The sequence below is a fragment of the Janthinobacterium woesei genome (assembly GCF_051380875.1).
In the GTDB taxonomy this organism is placed as follows: Bacteria; Pseudomonadota; Gammaproteobacteria; order Burkholderiales; family Burkholderiaceae_D; genus Janthinobacterium.
In genome coordinates, this window is record NZ_JBNYXW010000002.1 from 105908 (window position 1) to 128082 (window position 22175).

Annotated in this window: 13 protein-coding genes and 1 pseudogene; 9 read left to right on the plus strand and 5 right to left on the minus strand. The window is 64.3% G+C overall.

The window, feature by feature from the left end:
- Positions 1-53: 53 nt before the first annotated feature.
- The 4 genes from ACQ4W6_RS02255 (at position 54) to recD (ending at position 12221) form a co-directional block, all read left to right on the plus strand.
- Complete coding sequence (locus ACQ4W6_RS02255; protein ID WP_436565556.1) at positions 54-3092, plus strand: CHASE domain-containing protein; 3039 nt, start codon at positions 54-56, stop codon at positions 3090-3092.
- Positions 3093-3167: 75 nt separating this feature from the next.
- Positions 3168-6599, plus strand: coding sequence for an exodeoxyribonuclease V subunit gamma (gene recC / locus ACQ4W6_RS02260; protein ID WP_436565557.1), 3432 nt, complete (start codon positions 3168-3170; stop codon positions 6597-6599).
- Positions 6596-10255: an exodeoxyribonuclease V subunit beta gene (gene recB, locus ACQ4W6_RS02265; RefSeq protein WP_436565558.1), complete on the plus strand. Its 3660-nt coding sequence runs from the start codon at positions 6596-6598 to the stop codon at positions 10253-10255. The genes recC and recB overlap by 4 nt, the downstream gene beginning before the upstream one ends.
- Positions 10245-12221, plus strand: coding sequence for an exodeoxyribonuclease V subunit alpha (recD, locus tag ACQ4W6_RS02270; RefSeq protein WP_436565559.1), 1977 nt, complete (start codon positions 10245-10247; stop codon positions 12219-12221). Before recB ends, recD begins: the two co-directional genes overlap by 11 nt.
- Here recD and ACQ4W6_RS02275 read toward each other — a convergent pair.
- Complete coding sequence (locus ACQ4W6_RS02275; protein ID WP_436565560.1) at positions 12218-12613, minus strand: DoxX family protein; 396 nt, start codon at positions 12611-12613, stop codon at positions 12218-12220. The genes recD and ACQ4W6_RS02275 overlap by 4 nt on opposite strands.
- Before the next feature lie 279 nt (positions 12614-12892).
- On the opposite strand from ACQ4W6_RS02275, the gene ACQ4W6_RS02280 reads away from it, so the two are divergent.
- Positions 12893-14824, plus strand: coding sequence for a methyl-accepting chemotaxis protein (locus tag ACQ4W6_RS02280; protein WP_436565561.1), 1932 nt, complete (start codon positions 12893-12895; stop codon positions 14822-14824).
- On the opposite strand, the gene ACQ4W6_RS02285 is transcribed toward ACQ4W6_RS02280, so the two are convergent.
- The gene (locus ACQ4W6_RS02285) at positions 14821-15720 is read right to left on the minus strand and encodes a LysR family transcriptional regulator (protein WP_436565562.1); all 900 of its coding nucleotides are present in this window, start codon (positions 15718-15720) and stop codon (positions 14821-14823) included. The genes ACQ4W6_RS02280 and ACQ4W6_RS02285 overlap by 4 nt on opposite strands.
- 122 nt (positions 15721-15842) lie before the next feature.
- Here ACQ4W6_RS02285 and ACQ4W6_RS02290 point away from each other — a divergent pair, with 122 nt between their 5' ends.
- Positions 15843-16775, plus strand: a complete 933-nt coding sequence (locus tag ACQ4W6_RS02290) for a DMT family transporter (protein WP_436565563.1) — start codon at positions 15843-15845, stop codon at positions 16773-16775.
- A 10-nt stretch (positions 16776-16785) separates the two neighbouring features.
- Here ACQ4W6_RS02290 and ACQ4W6_RS02295 read toward each other — a convergent pair whose 3' ends face one another.
- A complete protein-coding gene (locus ACQ4W6_RS02295; protein ID WP_436565564.1) occupies positions 16786-17664 on the minus strand; it encodes a serine hydrolase in 879 nt (292 codons plus the stop codon).
- A 415-nt stretch (positions 17665-18079) separates the two neighbouring features.
- Here ACQ4W6_RS02295 and ACQ4W6_RS02300 point away from each other — a divergent pair, with 415 nt between their 5' ends.
- The 3 genes and pseudogenes from ACQ4W6_RS02300 (at position 18080) to ACQ4W6_RS02310 (ending at position 20071) form a co-directional block, all read left to right on the plus strand.
- Entirely contained in the window at positions 18080-19339 is a 1260-nt protein-coding gene (locus ACQ4W6_RS02300) for a sensor histidine kinase (protein WP_436565565.1), read from the plus strand.
- 56 nt (positions 19340-19395) lie between these two features.
- Positions 19396-19503: pseudogene (locus ACQ4W6_RS02305) on the plus strand (DNA-binding response regulator); the annotation flags it as partial.
- Between the two features lie 127 nt (positions 19504-19630).
- Positions 19631-20071 (plus strand): LytR/AlgR family response regulator transcription factor, encoded by a 441-nt coding sequence (locus tag ACQ4W6_RS02310; RefSeq protein WP_436565566.1) that lies wholly within the window; start codon positions 19631-19633, stop codon positions 20069-20071.
- Here the strand turns inward: ACQ4W6_RS02310 and ACQ4W6_RS02315 are convergent.
- Together ACQ4W6_RS02315 and ACQ4W6_RS02320 are read right to left on the minus strand one after the other, a co-directional pair.
- On the minus strand, positions 20068-20808 hold the full coding sequence (locus ACQ4W6_RS02315) for a hypothetical protein (protein WP_436565567.1): 741 nt from the start codon (positions 20806-20808) through the stop codon (positions 20068-20070). The two genes, ACQ4W6_RS02310 and ACQ4W6_RS02315, sit on opposite strands and share 4 nt — an antisense overlap.
- Positions 20805-22019, minus strand: a complete 1215-nt coding sequence (locus ACQ4W6_RS02320; RefSeq protein WP_436565568.1) for an AAA family ATPase — start codon at positions 22017-22019, stop codon at positions 20805-20807. Before ACQ4W6_RS02320 ends, ACQ4W6_RS02315 begins: the two co-directional genes overlap by 4 nt.
- Between the last annotated feature and the right edge of the window lie 156 nt (positions 22020-22175).

Genomic DNA, 22175 nt, shown 5'->3' on the forward strand with positions numbered 1-22175 from the left:
TTGCTGTGCGGGATTGCGCCCCACATTCGAGGAACCGGAATAAGCGATCGACAATGCACACTTTGAGCAAAGGCGGGACGGCAGCGGGCATCAGGATCTGGGCGGCAGGCGTGCTGCTGGCGCTGGCGGTGGGCGGTGCCCTGTATGCGGGGGCGGCGCGCACCGTCGATGATGACGCCGAACAGCGTTTCGACAACCTCACGCATGGCGCCCAGCATAGCCTGGCGACGCGCGTGAAAGGCTATGCCGACCTGCTGCGCGGACTCGAAGCGCTGTTTCGCACCAGCGAAAACCTCACGCGCCGGCAGTTCCACGATTACGTGGGCGGCCTCGATATCGCGCGCCAGTTTCCCGCCATCGAATCGGTCAACTATGCCGTTGCGCTGACGCAAGCCCAGCGCGCCGCCTTTGTCGTCGGCGTGCGCACGGACACCAGCCTGGCGCCGCGCGGCTATCCCGCCTTCACCATCCGCCCGCCCGGCGAGCGGCCAGACTATACGGTGCTCACCTACCTGGAGCCCGATTCCCTGCTGGCCGAACGCATGGGCGTCGATATCGGCGCCAATGCGCTGGTGGCGCAGGCCTTGGCCCAGGCGCGCGACAGCGGCGAGGTCAGCGCGTCGGGCCAGGTGATCATGATCAAGGGGCCGCCCGCGCACGTGGGCCTGGGCATGCGCCTGCCTGTGTACCGCAACGGCATGCCGCAGGGCAGCGTGGCCGAGCGCCGCGCCGCCTACCAGGGTTCGGTGGGCATCGGCTTTGGCGTGGCGCAACTGGTGCACAGCGCGTTCGAACGCAGCGCGCTCGAGCCGCTGCACCTGACCTTGTATAGCGCCGCCGACCCCGTGCCTGCCGTAGGCATCTTGCGCATCACGCCGCAAGACCGGTTGCTGTTCAACGATGACGGCGACCTGGCGGCAGCGCCGCCGCAAGCGGGCAGCGATGCCGCTTATTTCGACCAGGTGCTGCCCGTGACGTACCAGGGCGGCCTATGGAAAGCCCATTTTCGCGTGCGCAAGGCGGAGCTGTACAGCGGCTTTGACCGCTATTTTCCGTGGCTGGCGCTGGCCGTCGGGGTGGCGGGCACCTTGCTCATTTATGGCTATATCTACACCCTGTACCGCTCGCGCCGCAGCGCCGTTGCGCAGCGCACCCTGCTCGACACGGTGCTCGACAGCGTCGACGCCTATGTCTACATGAAGGATGCCGATCTGCGCTACCGCTACGTGAATGCCCGTACGGCAAGCATCCTGGGCCGCGCCGCCGAGCAGGTGATAGGCCGCCAGGATGGCGAGTTGATGCTCGGTGATGCGGCCGCCGCCGCGCAGCGCACCGAACGCCAGGTATTCGACAGCGGCGTCAAGTTCGTCGGCGAAGAGTGCTTTGTCGATGCGCAAGGCCAGGTGCATCACTTGTGGAGCGTGAAGGTGCCACTCGGCTTGCCCGGCCCCGTCACTGGCCTGATCGGCCTGTCCACCGATGTGACGGAACTGCACCGCCTGAAGGCGCAGGCCGACGCGGCCAGCCAGGCCAAGAGCGATTTCCTGTCGAACATGAGCCATGAGATCCGCACGCCCATGAACAGCATCATCGGCATGGCGCACCTGGCGCTGAAATCGGTGGCCGACGTGCGCCAGCGCGATTACCTGCAAAAAATCTACCATTCGGGCCAGCACTTGCTGGGATTGATCAACGACATTCTCGATTTTTCCAAGATCGAGGCGGGCAAGCTGGAACTGGAAGTGCTGGACTTTCGGCTCGATACCCTGCTGGGTAACATCGCCAGCCAGCTGGGCGAAGCGGCCGCCGTCAAGGGCCTGACCCTGCAGTTTGATATTGCGCAAGACTTGCCGCAGCGCTGGCGCGGCGATCCGCTGCGCCTGGAGCAGATCTTGCTGAACCTGGCCAGCAACGCCATCAAGTTTTCCGACAAGGGCAGCATCTTCGTGCGCGTGCGCCAGTCCGAGGAGCGCGGCAGCCATGGCATGCTGCGCTTCGAGGTGCAGGACCGGGGCATCGGCATGCAGCAGGAAGAGGTGGCGCAGTTGTTCCGCTCCTTCCATCAGGCCGACCCGTCGACCACCCGCAAATATGGCGGCAGCGGCCTGGGACTGGTGATCAGCAAGCAGCTCGCTGAACTCATGAAAGGCAAGGTCGGCGTGTACAGCCAGCCGGGCCAGGGCAGCACATTCTGGTTTACGGCGTGCCTGGAAAAGTGCGCGCAGACCAGCGACGACGGCATCGCCGAGGTGGAACCGGAAGTGCTGGGCGTGATCCGTGGCGCTTCCATCCTGCTGGTGGAAGACAATATCTTCAGCCAGCAGGTGGGCTGCGAATTGCTGGAAGACGCGGGCGCCACCGTTTGCGTGGCGGGCAACGGCCGCGAAGCGCTCGACTTGCTGGCCCGGCAGCGCTACGACTGCGTGCTGATGGATGTGCAGATGCCGGAAATGGACGGCTTCGAGGCGACGCGCCGCATCCGCGCCGATCCGCTTTTGTCCGGCCTGCTGGTGATTGCCATGACGGCCAACGCGGGCAGCGAAGACCGCGCCCGCTGCCTGGCGGCTGGCATGGACGAATTCGTCACCAAGCCGATCGCCCCGAATCTGCTGTTCCACCTGCTGGCGAAATGGTTCCGCCTGCGCGGCGGGATTGGCGGCATGGGCCGCGCGGGCATGGGCGACACGCTGGCCGTTGTGCAGAAGGTGCGGCCGTCGCCGGCCGCCCTGGAACTGCGCGATACGGCCATCCTCGACCTGGCTACCCTGGCGCTGACGTTCAGCAACGACGCCGTCAAGATGCGCAAGTATGCCCAGCTGTTCCTCGACACGGCGCGCGATGGCATCGCTGAAATGGAGCAAGCCATGGCGCTGGAAGACCTGGGGCGCCTGGCGGACCTGGGTCACCGCAGCAAGTCGTCGGCGCTGGCCGTGGGCGCGCATGGCTTTGCCGCCCTGTGCACGGCGATCGAAGGCTTGCGCCTGGGCGGCGACATGCAGCAGGCGCGCGCCTTGCTGACGGCGCTGGGGCCGGCCCTGGCCCAGGTGGCCGAACAAATTTCACTGGAATTTGTCGCCAGCGACGCGCCCTGACGCAGGCAGCGGCGATAATACGTCTTTGACGTCTCCGGCCATCAGGGCGGGGGCGCGGCAACCCATCGGAACAGCATGCAAACTACCGTCACGCCCGGCCTCCTCATCCTGCACGGTAACCAGCTCGAACAGCTGCGCGCCGCCGTCTTCCAGTGGCTGCGCCAGCATCCGCTGGCGCCTTTGGAAACCGACATCTTCCTGGTGCAGTCGAATGGCGTGGCCGAGTGGCTGAAAATCGCCCTGGCCGAGGAGATGGGGGTGTGCGCCGCCACGCGCATCGCCTTGCCGGCGCGCCTTCTATGGGAAAGCTACCGGGGCATGCTGGGCCGCGAACGCGTGCCGAGCGTTTCGCCATTCGATAAATCGCCGCTGACCTGGCGCTTGATGCGCCTCTTGCCATCCTTGCTGGCCGACCCTGTCTTCGCGCCGCTGCGCTATTTCCTGGCCGATGGCGATTGCGAGCGCCGGCTGCAGCTGGCCGAGCGCCTGGCCGACTTGTTCGACCAGTACCAGGTCTACCGCGCCGACTGGCTCGCCGATTGGGCGGCAGGGCGCGACCAGCTGCGCACGGCGCGTGGTGTAGCCATCGCGCTGAAAGAGGACCAGCGCTGGCAGGCGCAGTTGTGGCGCGCCGTGGGGGCCGACGTCGAGGCCTTCGAGCGTGAAACGGGCCGCGCCGATATCCACGAAGCCTTCCTGGCGGCGATTGCCGCCGGCGAAGCGCCTGCGGCCAAGCTGCCGCGCCGCGTGGTGCTGTTTGGCGTCTCGGCCTTGCCGTATCAAACCTTGCAGGCGCTGGCGGCACTGGCGCGCCACACGCAGGTGGTGCTGGCCGTGCCCAATCCGTGCCAGTTTTACTGGGGTGACATCATCGACGGGCGCGACTTGCTGCGCGCGGCGAATAAACGCCAGCAGCAGCGCAATGGGCATGATCTGGCGCAAATCCCGCTCGAAGAGCTGCATGCGCACAGCCACCCGCTGCTGGCGAGCTGGGGCCGGCAAGGGCGCGATTTCATCCGCATGCTCGATGAATTCGATGAACATGCGGCCGCTGAAGGGCGCGACGACAGCCTGCGCATCGACCTGTTTGGCGAAGAAACGGGCGAGACCTTGCTGCAGCAGGTGCAGGTGGCTATCCGCGAACTGCGCCCGCTGGCCGAACACGTGCAAGTGCCGCCCGATGCCGCTGACCGCTCGATCGAATTCCACGTCGCGCACAGCGTGCAGCGCGAAGTGGAAGTGCTGCACGACCAGTTGCTGGCCATGTTCGCGCGCAGCAGCGAGACGGGATTGCGTCCGCGCGACGTGGTCGTGATGGTGCCCGATATCGACACCTTCACGGCCGCCATCCACGCCGTCTTCGGCCAGTACCGGCGCAACGACGAGCGATTCATTCCGTTTGAAATCGGCGATGTGAAGGATCGCAGCGTCAATCCGCTGCTCGTCGCGCTGGAATGGCTGCTGCATCTGCCGCAGCAGCGCTGCCGCCAGAGCGAAGTGCGCGACTTGCTCGACGTGCCGGCACTGGCGGCCCGCTTCGGCTTGCAGCCCGACGACCTGGCCACCCTGGGCGCCTGGATCGAGGGCGCCGGCGTGCGCTGGGGCCTGGACCAGGCGCACCGCAGCGGCCTGGGGCTGGGCGCGGCGGGCGAACAGAATGCGTGGATCTTCGGCGTGCGGCGCATGCTGCTCGGCTACGCCAGCGGCAGTGGCGCCAATTTCCACGGCATCGAGCCGTATGCGGAAGTGGGCGGCCTCGATGCGGCGCTGGCGGGGTCCCTGGCGCAGCTGGTCGAGGCGCTGCTGCAATGGCGCGGCGTGCTGGCCGCCACGCGCACGCCGAAGGAATGGGGCGAACAGGCGCGCGCGCTGCTGGCCGCCTTCTTTGACGCCGATGACGAGGGCGACCGATTGACCCTGGCGCAGCTGGAAAACGCCTTGCTGCGCTGGCTGGAAACCTGCGAGCATGCGGGCTTTGTCGAGCAAGTGCCCTTGTCCGTGCTGCGCGTGGCGTGGTTGAGCGCACTGGACGAACCGACCCTGAACCACCAGTTTGTCTCCGGTGGCGTCACGTTCTGCACCCTGATGCCGATGCGCGCCGTGCCGTTTCGCGTGGTGTGCCTGCTGGGCATGAACGATGGCGATTTTCCGCGCCGGGCGCCGAAAGCCGATTTCGACTTGCTGGCGCTGCCCGGCATGGCGCGTCCCGGCGACCGTTCGCGCCGCGACGATGACCGCTACCTGATGCTCGAAGCCTTGCTGGCCGCGCGCGACAAGCTGTATGTGAGCTGGGTGGGGCGCAATGTGCGCGACAATTCCGAGCAGCCGCCGTCCGTGCTGGTGTCGCAGCTGCGCGACTATCTGGCCGCTGGCTGGTCGCTGGAGCGCCACCTGGCAAGCCTGACGACGGAGCATGCGCTGCAGCCATTCAGCCGCCGCTATTTCGAGGCGGGCGGCTTGCTCACCTATGCGCGCGAATGGCGCGTGGCCCACGCCGATGCCCATGCTGATGTGCAGGCGCAGTCCGGGGAGCTGCCGCTGAGACCCTACGAACTCGATCCCGGCACGCGCCTGAAGCTGGGCGAGCTGGCCAGCTTCCTGCGCCAGCCTGTCAAATACTTCTTCCGCCGCCGTCTCAGCGTACATTTTGCCGACGCGGCCATGCTGGGCGAGGATGAGGAGCCGTTTGGCCTGAATGCCCTGGAGCGCTATCTGCTGGAAGACACCATGCTCGATGACGGCGGCGCCGTCGAAGCGATTGACGACGTGCGCGCCAGCCTGCAGGCGCGCGCAGAGCGGCTGGCGCGCGAAGGCGTGCTGCCGATAGGCCTGATCGGCCAGCAGGTGCAGGCGCAGTTGGTCGAGGCGCTGGTGCCCGTGCGCAGCGCCTGGCTATCCCTGCGCGCCTCGTTCCCGCTGGCGGCCGACAAGCGCGCCATCAACCTGGTGTTTGGCGAGCTGCAGATCGACGACTGGCTCGACAAATTGTGCAGCGACGGGCAGGAAACGGCCTGGCTGATGCAGATTTCCTCGAAGGTGACGGACAAGAGCGGCCAGGCGCGCGGCGACAAGCTGATGCTGATGTGGCTGCGCCAGCTGGCCGCCGCCGCCCTGGGCTTGCCCGTCACTGGCTACCTGGTGGCGCGCGACGCCATCATCAGCATGGCGCCACTGGAGCCAAACGCCGCGCGCGCGGCGCTGGCCACCTTGCTGGCGCTGTGGCGCGAAGGCATGAACCATCCGCTGCCCACCGCCTGCAAGACGGGGCTGGCGCTGGTGCAGGGCGGCGACCCGCGCGCAGTCTACGATGGTGGCTTTGACATCTCGGGCGAGCGCGAGGAACTGTGCCTGGCCCGCCTGTGGCCTGAGTTTTCCGCCCTGGCAGCCGATGAAGCGTGGCAGGACTGCACGCGCGAGCTGTATGGCCCGCTGGCCGACTGGCTTCAGGAGCACATTACCATCGACCCGATTAGCGCGCCCAATGATGGCGCCGGAGAAGAAGCATGACGAGCCATTTGCTCAATCCCCTGGCGTTTCCCCTGCATGGCTCGCGCCTGATCGAAGCGTCCGCCGGCACCGGCAAGACCTGGACCATCGCCGCGCTGTACGTGCGGCTCGTGCTGGGCCACGGCGACGCGGACAGCCGTTTCGCCCGCCCGCTGCTGCCAGCCGACATCCTGGTGATGACGTTTACCCGCGCCGCCACGCGCGAATTGTCGAACCGCGTGCGCGAGCGGCTGATCGAGGCGGCTGCGTATTTCCGCCACGAGTCTGGCGGCGATGATGCCTTCCTGGATGCTTTGCTGGTCTCCTACCCGGACGAGAGCGAGCGGCAAAAGGCCGCGCACCGCTTGATGCTGGCCGCCGAGACGATGGATGAAGCGGCCATCTTCACCATCGACGCCTGGTGCCAGCGCATGCTGCGCGAGCATGCGTTCGACAGCGGCAGCCTGTTCGATGAAGAACTGGTCAGCGATGAGCAAGCCCTGTTCGAAGATGCGGCCCACGATTACTGGCGCCAGCAAGTGTATCCATTGTCGCCGCAGGCTTTGGGCGTGCTGCTCGATTGCTGGCCCGACGTCGGCGCATTGAAAAAGGGCGTGCGCGAACTGGCGCGCCGCGCCGGCAGCATGCAGATGGCCGGCGATGAGCCATTATTGGTGCTGATCGCGCGCGAACAGCGGGCGCTGGGCGCGCAGCTGGCCAGCCTGAAGGCGGGCTGGGTCGAGCGCGCCAACCAGATGGCGGCCTGGATCAACGACCACCGCGCCGTCAATCCCAAGTGTTTCAATGGCGTCAAGATGAAGCCGGAAAACCTGGCGAAGTGGTTCGATGGCTTGCGCCAGTGGGCGCAAGACCCGCTCTTGCTGCAGCCGGCCATCACGGCCAAGGCGTGGGAGCGTTTGACGCCATTTGGCATCGAAGATGCGTTTGCCAAGAGTTTCACGGCCGCCGTGCCGGCCTGCTTCGAGCACACCGAAGAGCTGGGACGGGCGCTGGCCGCATTGAGCCCGCTGGCGCACACGCTGCACCTGCATGCGGCGGCGGCCATTGCGCGGCGCATGGACCAGTTGAAGCGGCAGTCGCGCCAGTTCGGCTTTGCCGACATGCTGCAGCGCCTGCACGACGCGCTGGCCGGCGAAAATGGCGCGGCCCTGCGCCAGCGCATCGTCGATCAATACCCGCTGGCCATGGTCGATGAATTCCAGGATACGGCACCTGCACAGTATCAGATCTTCAATTTGTTGTACCGCATTGCCGAGAATGATCCAGCGCAAGGTTTGTTCCTGATTGGCGACCCGAAACAGTCGATCTACGGCTTTCGCGGCGCCGATATCCAGAGCTACCTGGCGGCGCGGCGCGCCACCGCCGGCCGTCATTACCAGCTGGGCACCAATTACCGTTCGACGGCGCCGCTGGTGGCTGCCGTCAACCAGCTGTTCCTGCATGCCGAAAGGGCGGAAGTGCCGGCCGGCGCCTTCCGCTACCGGAAAAATGGCGACAATCCGCTGCCGTTCGAGGCGGTCGATGCCAAGGGCCGCGATGAGCGTCTGGTGAGCGCCAGCGGCCCGCTGCCGGCGCTGCTGGCCGCCTGCGCCAGCGATGAATCGCTGCACGGCGACAGCTACCGCGAGTATTTCGCCCAGCACTGCGCCGAACACATCGTGGCCATGCTGGGCGACCCGCAAGCCGGTTTCGATGGGCCAGACGGCTTCGTGCGGCTGCATCCGGCCGATGTCGCCGTGCTGGTGCGCGACCGCAAGGAGGCGGCGGCCATCCGCCGGGCATTGGCGCGCCGACGCGTCGCCAGCGTGTATTTGTCCGACAAGGATTCCGTCGTCGACAGCGAGGAAGCGCAAGACGTGCTGCGCTGGCTGGCGGCGCTGGCCAATCCGCTCGATGGGGGACTGGCGCGCGCCGCCTTTGCCACGCGCACCATCGGCCTGTCGCTGGGCGAGCTGGCGCGCTTGTCGCAGGATGAACTGGAATGGGAAAGGCGCGTGGAGCAGCTGAAGGCCTTGCACCTGATCTGGCAGCGCCAGGGCGTGCTGGCCATGCTGCGCCGCTTCATCCATGAATTGCAATTACCCGCCATGCTGCTGCAGCAGACGGGCGGCGAACGGCGTTTGACGAATCTGCTGCACCTGGCCGAGCTGCTGCAATCGGCCAGCCGCCAGCTCGACGGCGAACAGGCCCTGATACGCTGGCTGGCCGAGCAGATCGCCGGCGAGGGCGAGAGTGGCGACGAGCGCGTGCTGCGCCTGGAGAGCGATGCGGAGCTGGTGAAGGTCATCACCGTGCATAAATCCAAGGGCCTTGAATACCCGCTGGTGTATTTGCCGTTTGCCGTCACGGCGCGCAAGGTCGACAAGCGCAACCGCAGCTTCTTCGAGTATGCGGACGCCGAAGGCGAGCGGCGCATCGATTTGTCGCTGTCCGACGAGGCCATGGCTGCTGTCGAAGAGGCGCGCATCGAGGAAGACTTGCGCCTGCTGTACGTGGCCTTGACGCGCGCGCGCCACTTCCTGTGGCTGGGCGTGGCCGCGCAGGCGGCGCGCAAGGCGGGCGAAAACACCCTGCATGAATCGGCGCTGGGCTACTTGCTGACGGGCGGCGACAAGCTGCCGTTTGAGCAGTTGCTGCTGCGCTGGCAGCAGGTGGCGGGTAGCTGCGACGCCATTTATGTCAGCACGCTGGCGCAGCCCGATGCCTGCACGGTGCTCGATCGGGTGGAACAGCGGCCCGAGCTGCGCCCCGCGCCCGTGTTCGTGGGCGAGTTCGAGCGCGACTGGTCGGTGGGCAGCTTTACCTCGCTGACGCGCCAGATCGGCGCTGTGTCTGTCGCCCATGTGCCGCAGCGCGCGCTGGAAGAGACCTTGCTGGAAGACGGTGCGGGCGCCGCTGTCGTGCCGCAGTTACACACGGACGACGCGCCGTGGCACCGTTTCCCGCGCGGCTCCGTGCCCGGCAATTTCCTGCACGAGCAACTGGAGTGGATGGGCGGCGAAGGCTTTGACTGCGTCCACGACGAGCACTTCGACACGCGCATGGCCGCGCGCTGCGAGCGGGCGGGCTGGGGCCACCGCCAGGAAGACGCCATCGCCTGGCTGCGCGAGGTGGCCATCACGCCGCTGCCGTTGCTGGATGCATCGCTGTCGCAGCTCGATAGCACCCTGTCGGAGATGGAGTTCTGGTTCCCCAGCGAACACCTGTCCACCGAGGCGCTCGACAGGCTGTGCACGCGCTTGCTGCTCGATGGCGCGCCCCGTCCCGTGCTGCCGCGGCGCCAGCTGCATGGCATGCTGAAAGGCTTTGCCGATTTGGTCATCGAAAGGGAGGGGCGCTACTGGGTGCTCGACTACAAGTCGAATGCGCTGGGTGCCAACGACGGGGCTTACCACACGGGCGCGCTGGCGGCCGGCATGGCGCAGCACCGCTACGATATCCAGGGCGCCATCTACATGCTGGCGCTGCACCGGCTGCTGAAAAGCCGTCTCGGTGATGCGTACGACCCTGCCGAGCATTTGGGCGGCGCCATTTTCCTGTTCTTGCGCGGTATCGCCAATGCGCAGACGCATGGCTGCTACTGGCTGGCGCCGCAGCTGGAGCTGCTGGATGGACTCGATCAATTGTTAGAAGAAACGGAACACCATGAAGCATGACCCGAAGCTGGACGCGCTGTTCCGCCATTTTGACGGCGCCGCCGAGGCGGGCCATCTGCGCCGCCTGAGCGCCGCCTTTGCCCGTTTCATCGCCACGCTGGACGAGGGCGCACCCGCCGGGCCCGATACTGCTGCCGTGGGCGTGGCGTGCGTGGTACTGTCCGAGCTGGAAGGGCGGGGCCACAGCTGTCTGATGCTGGCCGACCTGGCTGGCGAGCCATCGCAGTTGCTGGGCTGGAGCGAAGAGCTGTGGCATGCGGTGCTGGCCGTTGCCGGCCCGCTGCCCGAATCGACGGGTGGCTGGCGCGCGTTGCTGGCGCGGGCGCCGCAAGTGTGGCAGGTAGGCGCCCCCGAGATGCAGCAGCCACTGGTGCTCGATGGCGAGCGCCTGTATTTGCGCCGCTACTGGCGCGACGAAACGCTGGTGGGCGGGAAAATCGCCGCGCGCGCGCAGGACTTGACCACGCCGCCACTGGCGCAGGTGCGGCAATGGCTGGATATTTTGTTTGACCAGCCCACCAGGGACGCTGGCCCGGACTGGCAAAAAGTGGCGTGCGCCATCGCCCTGCGCGGCAAGGTGGCCATCATCACGGGTGGCCCCGGCACGGGAAAAACCTATACGGTGGCCAGTTTGCTGACCTTGCTGTTTGCCGTCTCGCCGCAGCCGGAGCAGCTGCGCATCGCCCTGGCTGCGCCCACAGGCAAGGCGGCCGCGCGCCTGAAACAGTCAATCGACAAGGCATTGAGCGGATTGGCCGAAAAGGTTGGGGAAGCCTTGCCCTTGCTGGAACTGGCGCGGCGCATGGGCGCCGCGCGCACCCTGCATAGTTTGCTGGGCGCGCGGCCCGATACGCGCGCCTTCGCCCACCACGCGGGCAATCCGCTCGACGTCGACGTGCTGATCGTCGATGAAGCATCGATGGTGCACCTGGAGATGATGGCGTCGGTGCTGGACGCCTTGCCGTCCACCGCCATATTGATCCTGCTGGGCGACAAGGATCAACTGGCGTCGGTGGAGGCGGGCGCCGTGCTGGGCGACTTGTGCCACGACGCGCAGGCGGGCGGCTACACCGCCGACACCATCGCCTATGCACAGGCGGCCAGCGGCGTGGCCATTCCCGCGCAATTTTCAGGGGAACCCGGCGCGGCTGGCGCGCTGGCGCAGCAGACGGTGATGCTGCGCCACAGCCACCGTTTCAGCGGCCCGATCGGCGAACTGGCGCTGGCCGTGAATGCGGGCCAGCCGCGCGCCGCGCAGGCGTGTTTGGCAAACGATAACGGCGGCAAGGTGGCGTGGATCGTGCCGGCGCAGCCGGACGACGTGCTGCGCCTGGCCTTGCGCGGACGTCTTGACGCGCCGGGCGGCTACCAGCCCTACCTGGAACTGGTGAATGCCGGTGGAGAAGGCTACGCGCAGCATGACGACTGGGTGCGCGCCGTGCTGCACAGCTTTGAGTCGTTCCGCATCCTGTGCGCCGTGCGTGAAGGCGAGTGGGGCGTGGCGGGCCTGAACACGGCCATCGAGCTGCGCCTGGAAAAGGAAGGCCTGATACGCCGCAGCGAATGGTATGTGGGGCGTCCCGTGATGGTCACGCGCAACGACTACGGCACGGGCGTGTTCAATGGCGACATCGGCCTGACCCTGCGCGATCCGGCGCGGCCAGGTTCCTTGCGCGTGTATTTTTTGGAGGGCGAGAACGTGCGCAGCGTGCTGGCCACGCGCTTGCGCCACGTGGAAACGGCGTTCGCCATGACGGTGCACAAGTCGCAAGGTTCGGAATTCCGGCATACGGTGCTGGTGCTGCCGCAGGAGGGCGGCGCCATGCTGGCGCGCGAACTGGTCTACACGGGCATCACGCGCGCGCGCGACTTCTTTACTTTGGTTTCGCCCACGCAGGCCGTGCTGTTCGACGCGATTCTGCGCCGCACGCAGCGCGCCAGCGGGCTGCGGGGGCTGATAGACTAGCGGCATGATTGCCTGCTGACCCTCCAGATCCACCAGATCAGCGCCGCCTGCAAGGGCAGGCGCAACAGCAGCAAGCCTTGTTGCCAGGCCGGGTCGCCTGCCGCGCGCGCGTTCAGCAGCATCTGCACGTTTGCCGGCAGCACCGCCAGCGACAGCGCGATCAAACCGATGCCGGCCAGGTGCCGCGTCCGCACGGGCAGCAGGCCGAGGGCGCCGGCAAGCTCGCACGCGCCGCTGACATACACGAGCAGCAGCGGCGCTGGCAGCCAGGGCGGCATGATGCCCGCGTAGGCTGCGGGAAAAATGAAATGCAACAAGCCTGCCACGCTGAAGCACAGCGCCAGCGCATAGCGTGCCAGTGGCGGCGAGGCTTTCTGATGTGAGACTTTCATGTGGCAGGCGCAATCGCTTGCTGTTGATGGGAAAATTAACTATGTGGCAATTTCCGTATGTTGTCAACATCTTCCGCGCCGCTATTCATGTGGCTATTTAATTCAATATTCCGAATATTTCATCCTTTTGTTCCGATTTTTGTGTAAAACTGCGAAGAGTCGAAGTGTTGATGCGTGGAAATGTTTTTGCGAACTCCCTGGCCTTGTCCGGCGTACGGCAGGCGTGGTAGCGCAAGCGCAGCGTGTCAACACCATAAAAATCAAATCCAGGGAGTCATCATGTTTTCATCATTGCGCACGCGGCTGGTGCTCATTTGCGTTGCCATCGTCGTGCTGTCCATGCTGGCCTTGTCGCTGGCCAATTACGTCACCACGCGCAACAGCATGCTGGCGTCGTCGGACCAGCAGATGCAGCAGTTGCTGCACAGCCAGTCTGCCGTGCTGGCGCAATGGGTCGATGGCAAGAAAAAGGTCATGGCTTCCGTGTTGCTGTCGGCCGAGACGCCCGATCCGCTGCGCGCCTTGCAGATCGCGGAAAAGGCCGGCGATTTCGCGGAAGTGTTCATCGGCTACGCGGACAAGCGCTCGCTGTTTACCAAGCCAGGGCGCCCCGCCGATTTCGACCCTACCGTGCGCGCCTGGTACACCGATACCGTCAAGGCGGGCGTGCCGATGCTGACGCCGCCCTATGTCGATGCGGCCAGCCACCAGCTGGTGGTCTCGTTCACGGCGCCCGTGGGTCCGAAAGAGGCGCCGACGGGCGTGGCGGGCGCCGACGTGCTGCTCGATACCGTCATCGCCAACGTGGTGGCGATCAAGCCGACGCCGCACAGTTTTGCCTTCCTGGTTGACCAGGGCGGCACCATCATCGCCCATGCGAACAAGGATCTGAGCTTGCAGCCGGTGGCGAAACTCGATGCGGCGCTGTCGCCCCAGCAGATCAACCGGCTGGAAAGCGCGGCCCAGAGCGAGGCCGTGCGCTTGAACGAGCGCGACGGCAAGCTGTATGTGACGCGCGTGGCGGGAACCAGCTGGCTGCTGGCTGTGGTGCTGGACCAGCAGGAAGCCATGCAGGCCTTGCAGACGATGCTGGCGACGGCTACGCTCACGGCCGTGCTGCTGACCGGTGCAGCGGCAGCGCTGCTGTCGCTGCTGGTGTTTGCCATGCTCAAGCGTTTGGAACTGGTGCGCGCCGCGCTCGACGATATCGCCTCAGGCGAGGGCGACCTGACGCGCCGCCTCGACGCTTCCGGCGTGGACGAGCTGGCGCAGATCGCAGGCGCCTTCAACCGCTTCGTCGACAAGATCGCCGCCGTGCTGGTGAAAATCCGCACGGCCAGTGTATCGGTGAAGATTTCCTCATCGGAAATTGCCGCCGGCAACCAGGATCTGTCCTCGCGCACGGAACAGCAAGCCAGTTCGCTGGAAGAGACGGCCGCCTCGATGGAAGAGCTGACCAGTACCGTGAAGCAAAATGCGGAGAATGCGCGCCAGGCCAACCAGATGGCCGTGTCGGCGTCCAGCGTGGCCAGCAAGGGTGGGCAGGTGGTGGCGCAAGTGGTCCAGACCATGACCTCGATCAATGCTTCCTCGCACAAGATCGTCGACATCATCAGCGTGATCGACGGCATTGCCTTCCAGACGAATATCCTGGCCCTGAACGCGGCCGTGGAAGCGGCGCGCGCCGGCGAGCAGGGGCGCGGCTTTGCCGTGGTGGCCACGGAAGTGCGCAGCCTGGCGCAGCGCTCCAGCGCGGCGGCCAAGGAAATCAAGACCCTGATCGACGAGTCGGTCAGCGCCGTCGACACGGGTACCCGGCTGGTCGACGACGCTGGCGCGACGATGCAGGAGATCGTCGACAGCGTCCAGCGCGTGACCGACATCATGGGCGAGATTACCTCCGCCAGCCTGGAGCAGAGTTCCGGCATCGAACAGGTGAACCAGGCGATTGCGCAAATGGACCAGGTGACGCAGCAAAATGCGGCCCTGGTGGAAGAGGCGGCGGCGGCCGCCGAAAGCTTGCAGGACCAGGCCACTACCTTGTCGCAGGTAGTGGGCGTGTTCAAGCTCGATGACGGGCATGTAGCGCCGGCGCAATCGGCCAGGCCTGCCGCGCGCCCGCTTGCCGCAGCGCGTATTGCGCAAGCGCAACGTGCCAGGATTGCAACGCAGCGCAAGCCGGAACGCAGCGAGGAGTGGGAAACGTTCTAGGCGCGCCGGGGCGCCAGTGTCGGCGCCATTTGTTTCGCGACTTCAAAAAACGCATTCGTGGCTGGCGTATTCTGGCGCCGGTCGCGCACGGCCAGGCCCACCTTGCGGCTGACGGGCGGGCTCAAGGGCAGGGCGACCAGCTCCGGATACTGCTCGCGCAGCCGCTGCGGCAGAGCCAGTTCGGCGACGATGGACAGGCCCTCGCCGCGGCTGACCATGTCGAGGATGGTGATCACCTGGCTGATGCGGTAGGGCACGTGCGGCTGCAGCCCCGCGTTGGCGAACAGGGGCTCGATCAGGCAGGCGCAGCCCGCCTCGGACATGATGAACGGCCCCTCGCACAGTTGCGCCAGGGTAATGGCCTTGAACTGCGCCAGCCGGTGGCTGCGCGGCACCAGCGCCATCATCTGGTCTTCCACCAGCGGCGCCGTGTCGAAGCGCTCGTCGGGCAGCACGACGAAGCCCACGTCCACGCGGCGCTCGCGTATCCATTGCACCACTTCATGGTCGGGGCCTTCGTCGATGCGCAGGTCGATGCCCGGATAGCGCAGGCGAAATTGCGCCGTGATGGCCGGCAGCAAATTCAATGAGGAAGTAGGGCCGAAGGAGCCGATGCGCAGGGTGCCCTGGCGCTGGCCCAGCACGTCGGCCGCTTCCTGGCGCATGGCTTCGGACAGGCCAAGGATTTCGCGCGCGCGCACCAGCAGCTGGCGGCCCACGTCCGTCAGCTCGGCCGAGGCCTGGTGGCGCACGATGAGGCCCACGCCCATTTCCTTTTCCAGCGCCTTCAAGGCGTGCGAGACGGCCGACTGGCTGATGCCCAGCTGCGCGGCGGCAGCGGAAAAGCCGTGCAGTTCGGCCACCAGGGTAAAAATTTCCAGTTGCGTGAAGGTCATGGCTGTGGCTTCCTCAGTATTTGTTTTATGTATGAGTATTTACTCATTATTTCATGAGTTGATATTAGTATTAATATATACGTACACCACCCGCCGCACAAGCGGCTTTACCGGATATCCCCATGCGCTCTTCTGCCGTATCCCCATCGCCGCTGCTCGCCGTGCAGTCGCCGCTCGTCTACATCAAACTGATTTTCGTTGCCCTGTTCTGGGGCGGCACCTTTATCGCGGGGCGCGTGCTGGCGCAGCAGATGCCGCCCATGACGGCCGCCAGCGGGCGCTTCGGCGTCGCCGTGCTGCTGCTGGTCTTGCTGGCCTGGAAATTCGAAGGGGGCTTGCCGCGCCTGAACCGCAAGCAGCTGGCGACGACGGCCGCGCTGGGCCTGACGGGTATCTTCCTGTACAACCTGTGCTTCCTGGCGGCCCTGTCGCGCATGCCGGCGGGACGCACGGCCCTGTTCGTGGCCTTGAACCCCATCGTCACGGCGCTGGCCTCGGCGTGCCTGTTCCGCGAACGGCTGGGCGCCATCAAGTGGCTGGGCATCATGCTGGCGTTTTGCGGCACGGCCATCGTCATCACGCGCGGGGATGTCGCCGGCCTGCTGCACGGCACGGGCGGCGGCGTCAAAGCCGGTGAAATCTTCATGTTTTGCGGTATCTGCAGCTGGGCCGCCTACACCCTCATCGGCCGCGTCGCACTGAAGGGCCTGTCGCCGATCGCCGCCACCACGTATGCCTCGATGTGGGGCCTGGCCTTCTTGCTGGTGGGCGCGGCGGTGGAGTTTCCCACGGTGCCGTGGCGCAGCTTTGGCTGGCAGGTGTGGGCCGCCATCGGCTACCTGGGCGTGTTTGGCACGGTGATCGGCTTTGTCTGGTATTACGAGGGCGTGAAAGCGCTGGGACCGTCGCGCACGGCCGTCTTCAATAACCTCGTGCCGGTGTTCGGCATCGTGCTGGCGGCGGCGCTCTTGGGCGAGCCGGTGCTGGCCTCGATGCTGGTGGGCGGTGCGGTAACGATTGCCGGCGTGGTGATGACCAACCGGCAAGCCAAATAGCGCGCTTGGCTTATCTTGCGCGGCGGCGCTTCGACGGTTTCGCCGGCGCTTTCTTGTGCCGGCTGACCGAGGCGCGCATCACTTTCGGCTCTGTAATGCCGTTTTCCGCCGCCAGCATGCGGCGGATGTTGACGGCATCCATGGAGCGCACGGAATTGGCGCGCGCATTGAGCAAGATCATGGTGGCGAACTTGCCGGCCGACTTGATGCGCATGATCAGGCAGCGGCCCGCTTCAGTCGTATAGCCCGTCTTTGACAGGCCGATATCCCAGCCCTTGGCGCCCACCAGGCGGTTCGTGTTGTGGTATTCCACGTCGCGCCCCTTGATCTGGATCACATCCTTCGAATCGGTGGTAATGCGGCTGATTTCCGGGTAGCGCGAGGCGGCCACGGCCATCTTGACCAGGTCCGCAGCCGTCGACTGGTTGTTCGGCGATAAGCCGGTCGGCTCTTCGATCACGGTCTGGCGCATGCCCAGGGCCTTGATCTTGGCGTTGACAGCCACGGCAAACGCGGTCGGGCCGCCGGGGAAGGTGCGCGCCAGCGAGGCGGCGGCGCGGTTGTCGGATGACATCAGCGCCAGTTGCAGCACGTCGTGGCGGCTCAGAGTGGCACCCACGGGCACGCGCGAGGTGCTGTGCTTCAAGGTATCGACATCCTCGCGGTCGATGCTGATCTCTTCTTGCATGTTTGCCTTGGAGTCGAGCACGACCATGGCAGTCATAAGTTTGGTCAGCGAGGCGATGGGCACGACTACGTTGGAATTTTTTTCAAGCAAGATTTTACCCGTGCCATCCTCGACCACCAGTATCGACTGGGAACCGAAGGGCACGGCGATGGCCGCTGTGGAAAGCGTCATCAGCACGGTGGCAATGATTTTTTTGAGCATGGGATTATGTCTGGTGTAGCAGTTTTGGGGCGCCAACGTGGGCGCAGCGCGCAAGATCGCGACCGATGCCGGCAGATGCAGCATATGTCTCTGGAGCAATATTTGCCAAGCCTAGACGATACCATCAATGCCGTTGGCATGTCTATGCGACACAGGCGCTTGCGGCCCCCATTCAGGCCGCTCAGCTAAAAAAAGTGCGGACGCTCGCCTGTTTATTGCCTGAGTGAAAATTGTTCACCATTTATTGATTTCGTTGTGGAAACTTCGTGCCATTTATGCAAGCATGTCGATACTGTTCCCGCCGCATCGTCACTGATCCCCTCCGACTCGTGTTTCGTCGCCTGTTGCTGTGCGGTGGAACGACGCCGCCGTAGACTGCCTGCATGCCTGAATAGCGCACCGAAGAGAACGCAGCATGTGGAAAAAATACAAGGCCTGGTATCAGTATATCGACGAAGACACCATGCTGGTGCTCCAGCACCCCGAGATGGCCGAGCAAGTCACCGGCGCCGTGCGCCGCTTTATTGCCCTGCGCCTGGCAAAGCTGACGCCGATCGAGCGCCAGCAGTTCCGCGCTTTCATGCTGAAATATCGGGGCGCCAGTTTTTACATGGCGGCAGCCAAGCTGATGCTGTTGTTCAGCGCCATCGGCGTGCTGCTGCACCTGATGTTTCCCGTCAGGTTTGACTGGGTCAAGGCCTTGGCGATCAGTAATATCTCGGGCTTCGCGCTGGCCTGGGGTTTGCTTGGCATTTGGTTCAATTACCGCAAGCTGATGCGCAACAAATTCAAGACGGCGATGCTGATCCTGTTTCCCTGCATGTTCGGCATGCTGACCGGCGTTTTCCTGGCTGTCCTCAACGATGGTGGGGGCCGCAGCGTGTCATTCGAGCGCCTGGCCCGCGTCACTGGCTTGGCCTTGCTGGTGGCAGGCCTGTTCTACATGGTGCCGCTCGCCATCGTCGCCATGTGGCGCAATCGCCAGTACGAAGCGCTGACGCTGGCCCTGCAGCAAGATGCCGAGCGCGACCGGCTTGCGCGCGAACTGAGCGAATCGCAGCTGCGCCTGTTGCGCGCGCAGATCGAGCCGCATTTCCTGTTCAATACCCTGGGTGCCGTGCAGCAACTGGCCGAAGAGGGCGCTCCCCGCGCGGCGGCGCTGACGGCCGACCTGATCGCCTTTTTGCGCGCCAGCCTGGCCGGGATGCGCACAGAGCAAGTGCCGCTGCACGCTGAGTTCGACATGGTGGCGACCTATTTGCGCGTGATGCAGGCGCGCATGGGCGAGCGCCTGCGCTTCGGCCTGGACTTGCCACCTCACCTGGAGCACGCCATGGTACCGAGCATGATCTTGCTCACCCTGGCTGAAAACGCCATCAAGCACGGCATCGAGCCTGCCCTGCGCGGCGGCGAGATCGGCTTGTCGGCCAGCATGAGCGATGGCATGCTGTGCTTGCGCGTGCACGATACGGGCGTCGGCATGGCCCAGGGGGCTGCACCTGCACCGGGAGGCGGCCTGGGCCTGGAGAATGTGCGTAGTCGCTTGCAACTGATCGCGGCGCACGATGGCTGCCCGGCCGCCCGCCTGGAGGTGCGCAACGCCGACGAAGGCGGAGTGATCGCCGATATTGTGCTGCCTGCCAGCATGGACACACTGAGCCAAGGAAAAGCATGAAAACAACTGTCATGATCGCTGAAGATGAGCCGCTGATGCGCGAGCGCCTGCTGGGCATGCTGGAAGCGGCTTGGCCGGAAGCGCAGATCGTGCTGGTGGCGGAAAACGGCAACGATGCCTGGGATGGTTTCTTTGAGCACGAACCGGCCGTGGTATTTCTCGACATCCGCATGCCGGGCTTGTCGGGCCTGGAAGTGGCCGAGCGCATCGGCAAGCGCGCCCATGTGGTGTTGTCACGGCCTATGACCAGTACGCCGTCGATGCGTTTGATGCCGGCGCCATCGACTACCTGTGAAGCCCGTGCAAGCCGAGCGCCTGCAGCGCGCGCTGGCCCGGCTGCGCGACAAGCTCGATGCGCAGCCGGCCGACATGGCCAACTTGCTGCGGTCGCTGCGCGCCGCGCTGCCATCGCCGCCGCGCTGGATCAAGGCCAGCGTGGGCAAGCAGATCCGCCTGATCGACATCGACGACGTACTGTTCTTCCAGGCCGACACCAAGTACACGCGCGTGGTGCTGGCCGGCTCGGAAGCGCTGGTGCGCACGCCGCTGAAGGATCTGTTGGGCGGTCTTGATCCGGAACAATTCTGGCAAATCCACCGTGGCACCATGGTCAACGTGAAAGCCATCGAGGCGGCCGAGCGCATCGACGCCGAGCGCATGCAGGTGCTGGTGCGCGGCAGCACGGAAAAGCTGCCCGTCAGCCGCACGTTTACTTACCTGTTCAGGGATTAGTGCAACATGTCGCCCAGCACGTTTTGCAAACGGTCATGGAAGGCGGCAAAGCTGGGCATGGCCGAGGCGCCAGCGGCATCGAATTGAATGCCGCGCATCCACTCGGCGAGTTCGATGGCGCTTTTTTCGCCGCCCAGCGCGCGGGCCAGTTGCGCCTTGGCCGAATCAGGCGCATCGTCATTGCCCGGCACGTCTTCCAGTTTGGCGCAGTGCAGGAAAGGTTGTTTTTTTGCCGCGCACAGTAGCCACGCTTCTGACTTGGGATTGGGCAGCATTGGGACGCCACGTGGAAACTGGGCGCGCTGAAAGCCGTCCAGCATCGATTGCCATTTTTGTTGCCATAGCGCTGGCGGGTCGGAACGCATCTTGTCGTGGTCGCGAAACAGCACTGCCATCGCGGTATCATTGCTTTCCGCTTCGATCTCCAGGCTGGCCTGGCCCAAAATCAAGGCATTGGCGTGGAAGTAGCCTGTTTCCATGCCATGTTTTTTGCCAGGCAAAATCATGCTGCGCTTATTTTTCTTGCGTTCGGCTGCAAGGTCGATGAGGTGAGCCTTGTTGATCAACTGAATGGCGCCGGGATGATCGGCCAGCGTATATCCCAGCCTGGGCGCAATCAATTGTTCCAGCAGCACCGTGATCGGTCCGGCCTGGAAATTGTTGTCGCCGCAGCGGCCTTGGGCATTGGTGCACATGCCTAGGTCGCTGGGGCCTTCGCCGCTCAAGACCAGTATCATGTGGCGGCCTTCTTGGGAGTGGGTGTCTTTTTCGTGCTCTCGCCAGCATCCTTGGCCGTCTTTTCCTGCTTGTCGAGTTCGACGCAGGTTGCTGTCAGCGCTACCAGATCGGTGTCGACAAAAGCTTCGCCTGGGCCCATCAGGTCGAGTTTCTCGCCTACGCCCGGCAGCGAGAAAAACGGACGCACGCGGGTAAAACCCTCTGGCGTCTTGTAGACAAACAGCACCGACTCGCGCGCCACCTCGTCTGCTAGGTAGTTCAATATCATCGGATTGTGGGTCGTGACGAGGATTTGCTGTTTGGCATTCACCAGCAAGTCCACCAGCTTTTCCACGATTTCCGGGTTGACGCCGTTTTCCACCTCGTCGAACAGCAGCATCGCGTCGCCATCGAGCGTTTGCGCCAGCATGGCCAGCACGCGCAGCAAGCCATCATTAATGTGGCGTACTTCGGATTCCACATGCTTGCCGTCGAAATCTTCGATGATGGACAGGCGTTTCCAGCCGCCCTTGGTGGGCGAGGACTTGAAATCGATCACGCGCGGGTAAAACGTGCGCAGCAGGTCCAGCAGATGCTGCTTGTCGCCCCCCTTGATCGAGTGCAGATAGGCGGACAGCTTTTCACCGCCGATGCCGATGCTGGCGGCGCTGTCGCGCGTGCGTTGGCGCATCAAATGGGGCGAGAGCAGTTCTAGTGAGCGGATATTGCGGAGGGTATCGCGAATATGTTTTAACCCGGGACCTAGTTCGCTGTCGCGCAATTGTGAAAGGATAGAGCCTTGGTAACTGAACGCTACCGGTACAGAATCGCGATCCTCAATGCGGTACTGGCGGTCTTTCAGACGAAATAATTCTTCTGTTAGCTTACCATTTTCCACAAGTTCGGCCTCTTCAGTAAAACAGGCAAGCTCTTTTCGATTGAAAGAGCCGACCCATAATCCTGAAGCCGTTCCATTTGAAAAACTTGTTGTTACTCCAAAAGCAATATTGCTAGTGGAGACAAGTTTTGACGCAATATCTGCTTTATCCCAGCCACGTGATGTCAACCATTCGTCGATTCTTCCATTCATCAGTTGAGAAAGAAAATCAAATGCTTGCAGAATAGTTGTTTTGCCTGCCCCATTCAGACCGATTAGAACGGTAAATTTGGGTAGGTCAACTCGAAAACTGACCAATGATTTGAAGTTTGAAATATGACAGTATTTAATCATTTATAGCTACCAGTGAATGAGGCGACAAACCCGTAACCTGACGGATTTCAGTTTTGTCTATCATCCCACATCGCTATTCATTCGTGAATAGCAAAGCTGAACGTGTAAGTGGGGTCGTCCGAAGAAAAGTCTGATTGGAGTGTAGAGATGATGGGG